At 44.2% G+C, this 10,922-nt stretch carries 9 protein-coding genes and 1 pseudogene; 4 read left to right on the forward strand and 6 right to left on the reverse strand.

Going from position 1 to position 10,922, the window contains the following annotated elements:
* Positions 1-145, reverse strand: a 145-nt coding sequence (locus B9T16_RS20905; RefSeq protein ID WP_410245675.1) for an IS630 transposase-related protein, incomplete at its 3' end; no start/stop codon positions are given.
* Positions 146-1,681: 1,536 nt separating this feature from the next.
* Here B9T16_RS20905 and B9T16_RS20910 point away from each other — a divergent pair.
* A complete protein-coding gene (locus B9T16_RS20910) occupies positions 1,682-2,593 on the forward strand; it encodes an MBL fold metallo-hydrolase (RefSeq protein ID WP_006616289.1) in 912 nt (303 codons plus the stop codon).
* A 107-nt stretch (positions 2,594-2,700) separates the two neighbouring features.
* Positions 2,701-3,147, forward strand: coding sequence for a hypothetical protein (locus B9T16_RS20915; RefSeq protein ID WP_014275592.1), 447 nt, complete (start codon positions 2,701-2,703; stop codon positions 3,145-3,147).
* A 7-nt stretch (positions 3,148-3,154) separates the two neighbouring features.
* Here B9T16_RS20915 and B9T16_RS20920 read toward each other — a convergent pair whose 3' ends face one another.
* Positions 3,155-4,798, reverse strand: coding sequence for a YcjF family protein (locus B9T16_RS20920; protein WP_410245671.1), 1,644 nt, complete (start codon positions 4,796-4,798; stop codon positions 3,155-3,157).
* A 350-nt stretch (positions 4,799-5,148) separates the two neighbouring features.
* Positions 5,149-6,315: a pyridoxal phosphate-dependent aminotransferase gene (locus B9T16_RS20925; RefSeq protein WP_410245672.1), complete on the reverse strand. Its 1,167-nt coding sequence runs from the start codon at positions 6,313-6,315 to the stop codon at positions 5,149-5,151.
* Positions 6,316-6,345: 30 nt separating this feature from the next.
* On the opposite strand from B9T16_RS20925, the gene B9T16_RS20930 reads away from it, so the two are divergent.
* A complete protein-coding gene (locus B9T16_RS20930) occupies positions 6,346-7,347 on the forward strand; it encodes an LD-carboxypeptidase (protein WP_410245673.1) in 1,002 nt (333 codons plus the stop codon).
* Between the two features lies 1 nt (position 7,348).
* Here B9T16_RS20930 and B9T16_RS20935 read toward each other — a convergent pair whose 3' ends face one another.
* The 3 genes from B9T16_RS20935 to B9T16_RS20945 all read right to left on the reverse strand — a co-directional run bounded on the left by B9T16_RS20935 (position 7,349) and on the right by B9T16_RS20945 (position 10,420).
* The gene (locus tag B9T16_RS20935) at positions 7,349-8,239 is read right to left on the reverse strand and encodes a PhzF family phenazine biosynthesis protein (RefSeq protein WP_410245674.1); all 891 of its coding nucleotides are present in this window, start codon (positions 8,237-8,239) and stop codon (positions 7,349-7,351) included.
* A gap of 4 nt (positions 8,240-8,243) precedes the next feature.
* Positions 8,244-9,788 (reverse strand): anthranilate synthase component I, encoded by a 1,545-nt coding sequence (trpE, locus tag B9T16_RS20940; protein WP_006616636.1) that lies wholly within the window; start codon positions 9,786-9,788, stop codon positions 8,244-8,246.
* Positions 9,789-9,991: 203 nt separating this feature from the next.
* A complete protein-coding gene (locus tag B9T16_RS20945; RefSeq protein ID WP_006616635.1) occupies positions 9,992-10,420 on the reverse strand; it encodes a photosystem I reaction center subunit II PsaD in 429 nt (142 codons plus the stop codon).
* Between the two features lie 297 nt (positions 10,421-10,717).
* Here B9T16_RS20945 and B9T16_RS20950 point away from each other — a divergent pair.
* Positions 10,718-10,922 (forward strand): annotated as a pseudogene (locus tag B9T16_RS20950) (hypothetical protein); the annotation flags it as partial.

Below are 10,922 nucleotides of genomic sequence, written 5' to 3' on the forward strand. Positions count from 1 at the left end.
CGGTCTGTGCTTTTCTTTGCAGCCAGAGATTAATGGTGTTCCGGCTGACATGGAAAACTTGACTGGCTTCTGTTTTGGGCATACCGTCTAGTTCAATTGCATCAATAACTTTTTGTCTGAGGTCGTAACTATAGGGGGCTGGCATTTTTGGTCTTCTTAGTCATCTCGTCCTCTCCATTATACGTCCTAACTTTCCTGTCTGGTGCTATAGCTCTGAAAGTTGAGGTCATAAAGCAGGGGATCGTAACCCTGTTCCCAATGACAAAGGGGTATCCACATCAGGAGCCGTATGAGGTGAAAGTCTCAAGTACGGTTTTGAAGTGGAGTTGGGGAAGGCGACTTCCCTTTCGACCATAACCGAACTAGGAGCCGTATGAGGTGAAAGTCTCACATACGGTTCTGAATGGGAGGGGATGGAGGTGACTCCATTCTCGACCCCTAATTCAGATACGACATGAAACTGTAAGACCAAAACTAACGAGGGTTAGTGGAGGCAGGATTCAGCCCAAGAATCCCCACGCCTTTAGGCTGGGGAGTGTCAAAGAGACCCCTTGGGGATAGGGAGTGGCTGCTAAACGTTAATCCTTTAAAAAGGGTTGGATAAACATGATCACATCTGTCTATTTTAACTGAAACGCTAGAATAGTTCTGGTTGTGGAACTTGCTTGGGTCTAAGAAATTCTCGAAACTGTGTTGAAATTATGGATGATGTGCGAGACGTTCAGGCATGAAATAAGGTTGCAATACCCGAAATCACCGCCTGGTGGGACTTCCACCAAGGGGTGGAATATAGGGAGTCGCATCTCTGACCATCCCATAACTGTTTATATGTCCCGACGCTTGGAGAAATCTAAGCAAGGCAGGAGACCCAAGGTCAAGACAGAACGTTTGAACGGTGGAAGTAGTGACCCACCTAGTATAGCAGGAAGTTGAGAGTAACGGCGATAGCCACCCCCAGTTTGAGGAATCACAACCCTGGGACTGAAGCGGGGAACGGAAGGCGTGAGGGAAAACCTATTCCCAAAATCCGACCACTGCCAACCATCCATGACTAAGGAAATCTGAATGTTCCGACTTGAACCATCGTAATAGTTTGGTAGCGAAATAGGTTGATACGCTGCGTCCAAATGGGCAAGGGGAAAAGTAGGATAATCTTATCAATACCTACACAGACCTTTAAAAGTACCCCGGTTCTGAGGACAAGTCTAAAGATGGAATGCCCGTATAAACGGAACGTTTAAACCCCTTTTAGGCTCTCAAGTGGCAGGATGTACCTGCACAGTAGTGNAAAGTGTAAGCGTATACCTTTAAGGGGAAAGGATGTGACTGAAAGCCAATGCCTAACTGTAATGGTTAGGATATGCCCACTAGTCACGGTGTGGATATAGARACCGCGACAAGTAAGAGTTTGATGACGAAAGCGAGTTTAAAGACTACGTGTTGTATTTAGCTCCCAAAGTTGAGGTYACAAAGCGGGGGGTAGTAGCCCTGTTCCTATTGACAATTAGGGTATCTACATCAGGAGCCGTGTGCTGGGAAACTCGCAAGCACGGTTTGGAAGTGGAGTTGGGGAAGGTGACTTCTCTTTCGACCATAACCAATCAGTCATAACAGTAACTAGGGAGTATTGGGTCTCAAGTGTTGCTTATCTCACTGCTGTTCAACCTCTGTATCAGTTAAAATGCCAGTTTATGATCGACCTGTTAAAAATCCTCAAGTTTCCGATAATAATGCGATGAATGATAATTCGGCTCCTGTGGAGTTTTCTGTACAGTTTTGGGGGGTGAGGGGAAATATTGCTACCCCTGGCCATAAAACTGTTCGATATGGGGGGAATACCTCCTGTGTCGAAATGCGTCTGGGAAATCAACGTTTTATTTTTGACGGAGGGACTGGGTTAAGAGTTTTGGGTTTGGATCTGCTCAAACAAATGCCCGTTGAAGCCTCTGTCTTTTTTTCCCATACCCACTGGGACCATATCCAGGGGTTTCCTTTCTTTGTGCCAGCATTTATCCCGATTAATCGCTTTCATATCTATGGGGCGATCGCTCCTGATGGGTCAACGATTAAGGAACGCCTGTCTGATCAAATGGTACATCCTAATTTCCCGGTTCCCATGCACGTTATGCAATCAGATCTGAAATTTTATGATCTGATCCCTGGGGATGTGATTACTTTGTCCGATGGGATTAAAATCGAAACGGCTCCTCTGAATCATCCTAATATGGCGGTCGGCTATCGGGTTACTTGGGAAGGCCGTACAGCGGTTTACTGTAGTGATACAGAGCATTTTCTCGATCGCTTTGATAATAATGTTCTGCACTTGGCTCGCGATGCCGACTTGCTGATTTATGATGCCACCTATACTAATGAGGAGTATCATGATCATAAGTGTCCTAAAATTGGCTGGGGACATTCTACCTGGCAGGTGGGGGTAGAAATTGCTAAAAAAGCCGGTGTCAAACAGATAGCCATGTATCAACATGACCCATCCCACGATGATGATTTTCTCGATCGCGTCCAACTTGAACTCAAAGCTGCTTTTCCTCACGGGGTTGTTGCCAGGGAAGGTATGGTAATTACCCTAGATTAAGCTAACTTATATATATGTCACATTCCAGACTCCCCCATCAGCGCAGATCAAGGAGATATTCTCTATTGATTAGGTGCTGTTTGCTTCTGGTTACTGTCCTGATATCCTTGGGCATCACAACACCAAGTATAGGCCAGTATTCTGTTAGTGCTATAGGTACTGTTGATGTTGTACCGCCAGAATTTCAACTGGGCCAGGAACTCTATTTAGAAAACTGCGCTACTTGCCATATTCCTATTCCGCCGTCAGTTTTACCGAGACAGACTTGGCAACAAATTCTCCAAGATAGTCAACATTATGGCACTCAAATTGAACCTTTAGTGGATCCGGCTCGCCTGTTGGTGTGGAATTATCTCCGCCATTTTTCCCGTTCTATGACTGTGGCTGAAGAGGGTATCCCTTTTAGAATTGAGCGATCGCGCTTTTTTAGGGCGCTACATCCCCGCGTAGAATTTACGGAACCCATTAATATTCATAATTGCCAAACCTGTCATCCTGGCGCATCTAATTATAACTTCCGTCTTTTGACTCCCGAATGGCAAGATTCTCCGTAATCAATTGTTACCAATTATCTGGGGGATGACGGGGATTCTCCCAATCATTTTGAGATGAATCTTGGTATAAATAGGGAGCAATATCTGAGGGTTTGTCTAATTCTAATTCTAGTTCATCATCGGACTCGGCTGATGATTGATGTAGGTTTAGGGGTTCAATGACACGGGCGATCGCATCTTGAATAAATCCTCGCACAAACTCATCTCGCCGATTGAGTTGAAATTGTCGCTGGACCACCTCTGTTATACCCCCATCTCCCCAATCTTGATTTTGGCGAAAATACTCAATAAAACTACGCCCCGCAATCCGGGTTAAATAGGCGGCAGTTATCCCTTGAATAGCCTTACCAACTACAATAGTACCGATGTGAAAATGTAGGGCGGTAGCCACTAATTGAATCGCACCTTTCACAATTCCTAAACTACCCAAAGTTTTGGCTAGAGATAATGCCAACTCTCGCCCCCTATCCATATTTAATTCACAGCCATATATTTTACCAATTTCCACTACCATTTGAGCATTAACCGCCGCAGTTGCTAATAAATCTACCACCGGAAGCGGCGTAACAGCAATAGCCCCAGCCCCAATCCACTGATATCTATCGACAATTTTTTCGGCTTGGCGTAGACGTTGATTATCAATTAAACGGCGCGCTTCTTCGCCTAATCTTTGAGACTGGAGAAGGATATTATCAGCTATTAATTCTTCCCCTTCGGCGCGTAGAATTGTGGCGATTTTATGAATAAGTGGCATTAGATCAGGTTCTGGTTTAAATGTATCTCCATTTTCCAGATTAATCAGTTGAGGATTGGCGGCGATCGCTATCACATCTTCTGAAGAAATAAACCCGCCAACTCGTTGCTTTAATTGATTTAAAATCTGATTTTTATCAGCTTCTGTATACAAGTCAGTTTTGTTAAAAATTAAAAGCGATCGCTTCCCCATTTCCGCTAAATTTCGCAGAGGATACCATTCGGATTGACGCAAATCATTATCCACCACAAATAATAATAAATCTGCCTCTGTAGCCAGCGTTCTAGCCATTTCTGAACGAGTCGCCCCCCCTTCTCCCACCTCCCCAATTCCCGGAGTATCAATAATTAAAATTTCCCGATTTAATCCCGGCAATTTTAGTCGATAAGTTTCCCCATTGATAGTAGTTCCCATAGGTGCATTAACCCGCCCTACCATCTCCCCCATTAACCCATTAACCACAGATGTTTTACCTGCGGAACCTGTGCCAAATATCACCACCTGAATACTACCTTGAGATAGGTTAGCTTCTATATCCTGAGAGCGACTTATTAACGCCTGACGCGCCACTTCATCCTGAATTTGATTAACCTGTTGTCGGATAGCTTTTAAAGACGTTTCAGCGGCTCCTGATTTATCCAAAGGTATACGCAAATTATGGCGGCGTTTTTTGCTCCCATTACCCCCAAATTGAAACAGCCTAAAATAGTAGACAAATGTATAAATCAACAACCCTAGCAAACCTATTAACATGACTAGCAATAAATTTGCTAAAATAGGGTTAGCCATCCACGCCACTTGACTGTATAACCAGGAAATCGATGTGACTAGCCAAATCATTAAACCCAGGATGACACAAACACCCACAATGATGATGAAAAGGCGGTATAAAGGCATAATTTTATGGTTGATCTCAAATCAGTCTATTTTCTATGATAGCTGGTTAATTTAGTGATTTTAACTGACCTCTCCAGCTATAGCGTTTCTCATATCCATAAGGTACAGCCCACTCAAAGAGAAGCCGCTGCGCGTCTACACCCCAAACCCCTCTCCCAAGACGGGAGAGGCTTGTCCTGAGCTTGTCGAAGGGGGCTTTGAAAAGTACCTCACCAATCCACCGAACCGCTATATTAGGATTTGGGCTAAAATGGTATAGGTACACAATTGAGGGCTGATATAATCCAATTATGGCTGGCTGGTAGCCTTCTTTGGGGGGATAATCCCGGATAGATTATTGATAGGTTAATCTAAATGACTAGGGTTTTCAGACCTTTGACTAAACGCCCAATTCCTTCGGCGGCGGTATCTGGTTTTAACGCGCCATAAGCTACCCGTAAATAGCAGCCTTGTGACATACCAAAGGTAGTCCCCGGAATTACAGCCACGCCAAACTGTTGAATCAGTTGTTGGGCTAATTCCATTGAGTCTAACTGGGTGTCTATTTTTAGCAGAAAGTAAAACGCGCCGTCAGCTTGGGGAATTGTGCAAAAATCTGATAATTGGCTGAGTTCATTTAGAAATATATCCCGAACTTCTGTGATAGTTTTAATATGATTTTGGCAATATTCATAACCTACTTTTAACGCCCCTAAAGCTACATATTGGGAGATGACGGGAGGACAGATTAAGATGGTATCTTGAACTTTTTGGATGGGGATTAGTAAGTGTTCAGGAATTAGCATATATCCAATGCGCCAGGATGCAAAACCGTAGGCTTTGGATAAACTAAATAGAGAAATTGTGTGGGATTCACTGTTAGGAAAGGTCGCGGGTGATGTGTGTTTGATGTTATTATAGGTAAAGTATTCGTAGGCTTCATCACTGATATGGTATAAGTTGCGATCGCCACAAATTTGATTAATTTCTTGTAATGCTTCTGGGGAATAAACCGCCCCGGTGGGGTTATTGGGAGAAATGGTAACAATCGCCCTGGTTTTATCGGTTATGGCGGCTTTAATTGCATCAATTCGCAGTTGATAATGGTCATCAGTCTGAATAACCACCGGCTGACAACTTGCCATTATAATCGCCATTTCATGATTAAAATAGTAAGGAGATTGTATAATGATTTCATCCCCGGGTGAGGTAATGGCTAAAATCCCATTCATAAACCCCATATTACTACCAGCAGTGACGACAATTTTCTGGCGATCGCTGAGATTAATATGATTCTCGGTTTGCAGTTTATCGGCGATTATCTCAAGTAGTGGATTGATACCAATTACTGGTTTATATTTATGATTTTCTGGACTAGCTAAAAACTCGGATATCTGGTCAAATGCCACAGGTGGGGGGCCATAATAAACTACCCCTTGACCTAGGGAAATTGTCCCCGGATGATTGTTAATTAGTTTCCCAATAATCGGAATAATTGGGGATTGGACGGATTGCATTCGGGAATAATCTAGGTTCATAATCTTAACAATGGTATCAAAATTAGATCTATGAAAAATCGCCGCCAATTTCTCAATGGGTTAGGTTTGACACTTTTAGCAACAGGATTTCCGGTATTAGCATCCTCTCCTAATCCTATTAAACCACCCCGGTTGCGGGCTGGGGATACGGTGGGAATAATTGCGCCTTCTGGATGGATTACCAGACAGGAGTTAAAATTTCTAACTTTGCAATTAATGCAACAAGGACTTAATCTGAAAGCTGCGCCTCACCTGATGGATAAATATGGTTATTTAGCTGGATTAGATCGAGACCGCGCCGCCGATGTTAATACCATGTTTGCTGATCCGAATATTCGGGGAATTATTGCCGCCGCTGGTGGCTGGGGGGCTGCGCGTATTTTACCCTTGTTGGATTATAACATAATCCGCAACAATCCCAAGGTGATTATTGGTTATAGTGATATCACCTCATTATTATTAGCCATATATTCCCAGTGTAATTTTATCACATTTCACGGCTTATTAGGAACTTCCCATTGGCAGATTTTTTCGGTGAATTACTTAAAGCGAGTGTTGTTTTCCGCCGAAGCTGTTACCTTTGAAAATCCTGGGAATATTCGGGTAGAAACTATTACCAGCGGTAGCGCTAGGGGTCAACTGGTGGGGGGTAATTTATCAGTTTTAGCGGCGTTGGTGGGTTCTGAATATCTACCGAATTGGTCGGGAAAAATTTTATTTATTGAGGATATTAACGAGGATGTTTACCGGGTCGATCGCCTATTGACCCAATTAAAACTAGCCGGAATTTTAGATCAATTATCCGGGTTTATTTTCGGACAATGTAGCCGTTGTTCACCTGGGAGGGAAGGGGAATCATCCTTTAGTTTATGGGAAGTGTTAGTTGATCATATTCAACCCCTAGGAATACCCGCCTGGTATGGTTCAGCCATAGGTCATATTCGCGCCCAATTTACCATAGCCATAGGCGGTATGGTAGAAATTAATAGCGATCGCGGAACTATCCAAATGCTAGAAGCCGCAGTTAGCTAAATTAATTCAACCATTCTCCCTTAGCGATCGCCACCACTTTTCCCCCCACCATCACCTCAATTTCATCTCCTACCTTTTTCTCGCCTTTTAAAAATAGTAAAGAAGGGCGATTAATCTCATAACCCTGTTCCACACGCACACTAATATTATCCCGATTATAATAGGAATTATGCACCAAATAACCTGCCAGACAAGAATTAGCGCTTCCGGTGGCTGGGTCTTCGGTAATTCCTAAAGCCGGGGCAAACATCCTAGCGCTGATATTATTTTCCATGTCATAGGGTTCAGGACAAAATACAAAAATCTCCTTAGTATTAATGTTTTTAATAAACTCAAAATAATGCTCTAAATTAACCTTAGCCTGTTTCAAAGCCTTTTTATTTTTGAGGGGAACGATTAAAAAAGGAATCCCCGTTGACACTTCTTGAATGGGAAAATTATCGTCAAAATCGGCAATTTCCAAACCCAAAACCGGGGCGATATCTGCCGCATTAAAACAATTATAAAAAACCGGATTATTGGGGCGCATCCATAACAATTCTTGGTCAGTGTTACCATTACTCCAAGTCACTGGAATTTGACCCACGCCCAAATTTAACACCACCTGATCAACAGGTTTTTTAATCAATTCCCGTTGAATAATATAAGCAGTTCCCAGGGTAGGATGACCCGCAAAAGGCAATTCTTTAGAAGGGGTAAAAATCCTGACATCATAGCCACCATCAACCATTCCCACGGAACGGATAAAAGTAGTTTCTGAATAATTCATTTCCTGGGCAATTTCTAGCATCTCCTCATCAGATAGAGACGACACCCCCTCACCGAAGAAAACAGCGAGTTGATTCCCCGCATATTTAGCTTCTGCAAAAACATCAACGATGTAGAAATCCATACAATCAACTCTCAGAAGTTTTCAGACAGCTAATGGCTTCCAATAACCCCCGTGCTTTATTGAGGGTTTCCTCATATTCCTTTTCGGGTTGGGAATCAGCCACAAGTCCCGCCCCCGCCTGTACAGAAACTTGATTTATACCATCTTCCCCCTGACGGACAATCATAGTGCGGATAGTGATAGCTGTGTTTAGTTGTCCCTCAAAATCATAATAACCATAAACGCCAGAATAGGGACCTCGGCGGCTAGGTTCCAACTCATTAATAATTTCCATGGCCCGAATTTTCGGCGCACCGCTGACAGTCCCAGCCGGAAAACAGGCTTTTAGTAAATCCCAGGCATTTTTATCATCTGCCAACTCTCCCACCACATTACTAACAATGTGCATGACATGGGAATAGCGTTCGACCACCATCAGTTGATCAACTACTACGGTTCCATTTTGGCAGACCCGCCCTAAATCATTACGTCCGAGGTCTACTAGCATAACGTGTTCGGCGATTTCTTTGGGGTCCTGTAGCAAATCCTGTTCTAGGTCCTGATCTTCCTGGGAGTTTTTACCACGGCGGCGGGTTCCCGCAATGGGGCGAACGGTGGCGATCGCCTTTCCGTCATGGTTTTTTTCCGCTTTGACCATCACTTCTGGGCTAGAGCCAATCATCTGCCAATCCCCAAAGTCAAAATAAGCCATATAGGGGGAAGGATTGATTAAACGCAGGGATCTATACAAGGAGAAAGGATCGCCTTGGTATTGTGCCGCCAGCCGTTGGGAAATGACCACCTGAAAGATATCTCCAGCCCTAATATACTCCTTGGCTCGGTCAACAGCCGCACAAAACTGGTCGCGGGAGAAATTACTGCTGTATTGGCGTGATGTTTCCGTATCATCGGATTTGTTCCTATCGGGAGGAGTCCATTCTAATAGGGTACTCTGACGAGATAGGGGAGATCTGAGCTTATCTACCAATTGAGTCACGCGATCGCAAGCCTGTTGATAGGCTGTTTCTGGGTCTGTTTCCCGCAGGTCTGCATAAGATATCGCCCAAACCTTGCGCTTCACCTGGTCAAAAATTAGTAAACTATCAAGCTGCATCCACAGGCCATCGGGGAAATCGTCCTCTGTGAGGGGATAAATGGGCACTCGTGGTTCAATCCAGTTGATTAATTCATAACCCCAAAACCCGAACAGTCCCCCAATTCCGGGGGGTAGTTCTGGTAATTTGACAGGTTGATAGGGTTTAAGACAGTCAGCTAATACCTGAAACGGATCGCCTTGAAAATCTTGTTGTTGACCGTCCCTAAATGTTTGGATCATGCGATCGCCACGGGCTGATAAAATCCACAAAGGATCACAACCCAGAAAGCTGTAACGCCCAATTTTCTCCCCACCTTCGACCGACTCCAACAGGAAGCTGTAAGGTTGACCTGCACAAACCCGATACCACGCCGAAACTGGTGTATCCAAGTCCGCCACCCACTCCTGATAGACGGGAATGAAGTTACCCCTGGCCCGTAGTTGGCAGAATTGGGAGAAATCTGGAAAAATCATTGTTGTAATTTTTGGGAAAATTTGTAGCTGAATCTAATGCTACTGTATATCAACAATAACAGAAAATGCTGGTTTTTGGTTGAAACTCAGGAACCAGCAAACCTGATCTTATAGGGAGTTTACCTGTACTGTAGGGGGGGAGATTCTACAAAAAGCCTGATTCTTAGTGACAAGTCAGGTGAACCCACCCCGCCCATAGACCCCTAAGATTCGTAGGTGGCTTTACCGCTGAATTTAACACTAGCTGGGTTGGGGTTATCACCAATCTTGCGATCGATTTTTCCGTTGAACTCCCGACCTTCGTTAACTTTCTCAGGGAAAACGCCATCTTTGGGGTGGAGATATTCCATTTCGCCATTGGGGAAAATCCGATAGATTTTGAAATCCTCGATTTTCGGCTTGAATTTTGTCCGCAGTTGGGTTCCCAAGGCGAGACACTGCTCTTTGCGAGCCAAATAGAGCAAGTTTTCTCCCTCGTTCATAATAGCTGCGCCACCTGTGGGCATTTCAAACACCTGTTCTTTGGTGCTGGTCCAGGTAATGGCATATTTCTCCTCAACTTGGGCTTTGGTGAGAAGACCACCTGTGCTACCACCGAATTTGGGAGCTTTTCCTGTCAGTGTTTCTACCATAGAAAATTATCTCAAAGGTTTTTACGGCATCCTATCACTGATAATACCTTCTCAGTAGCGATCGTAAAGATCCGTTACACAGATATCCACAGCAGCCATAAAAACAGCCAAACCCTACCCTAACCCCTCGCTCGCGATCGCTCGCAGAGGTAGGGATTAGCGCCAGGGCTGGTCATGATTGAGCCTGAGCAAAACCGGAGAGGGTGGGATTCGAACCCACTATAAAGCCTATAACCCCTATTCTACCGCCATTCTAATGCACTCAATGGCGATCGCATTATTAGGAGTTAGTGCAAAATGAGTGCAAGTACAAACAGTACACATAGTGGTACATATCAAGGCTTTGAGGATATTCTTGAGTTTTTCAACCTATCCCGCAAACAATGTCCCAAAGGTGTCAGGATTAAACGTAACCGGGGGACAATCCACCTAGATATCACCAATGACCCGGAAACTGGGGGACGTAAACAAAGGGGGTGTAATTGTCAATTTACCTCAGAGG

The sequence above is a fragment of the Arthrospira sp. PCC 8006 genome, from assembly GCF_046480465.1.
GTDB classification, from domain to species: domain Bacteria; phylum Cyanobacteriota; class Cyanobacteriia; order Cyanobacteriales; family Microcoleaceae; genus Limnospira; species Limnospira platensis.

What these genes read in the sequence shown, in the direction of transcription:
- B9T16_RS20920 (WP_410245671.1), bottom strand. Translation starts at nt 4,798, where the DNA reads ATGCCTTTATACCGCCTTTTCATCATCATTGTGGGTGTTTGTGTCATC.
- B9T16_RS20930 (WP_410245673.1), top strand. Translation starts at nt 6,346, where the DNA reads ATGAAAAATCGCCGCCAATTTCTCAATGGGTTAGGTTTGACACTTTTA.
- B9T16_RS20925 (WP_410245672.1), bottom strand. Translation starts at nt 6,315, where the DNA reads ATGAACCTAGATTATTCCCGAATGCAATCCGTCCAATCCCCAATTATT.
- trpE (WP_006616636.1), bottom strand. Translation starts at nt 9,788, where the DNA reads ATGATTTTTCCAGATTTCTCCCAATTCTGCCAACTACGGGCCAGGGGT.
- B9T16_RS20945 (WP_006616635.1), bottom strand. Translation starts at nt 10,420, where the DNA reads ATGGTAGAAACACTGACAGGAAAAGCTCCCAAATTCGGTGGTAGCACA.
- B9T16_RS20910 (WP_006616289.1), top strand. Translation starts at nt 1,682, where the DNA reads ATGCCAGTTTATGATCGACCTGTTAAAAATCCTCAAGTTTCCGATAAT.
- B9T16_RS20935 (WP_410245674.1), bottom strand. Translation starts at nt 8,239, where the DNA reads ATGGATTTCTACATCGTTGATGTTTTTGCAGAAGCTAAATATGCGGGG.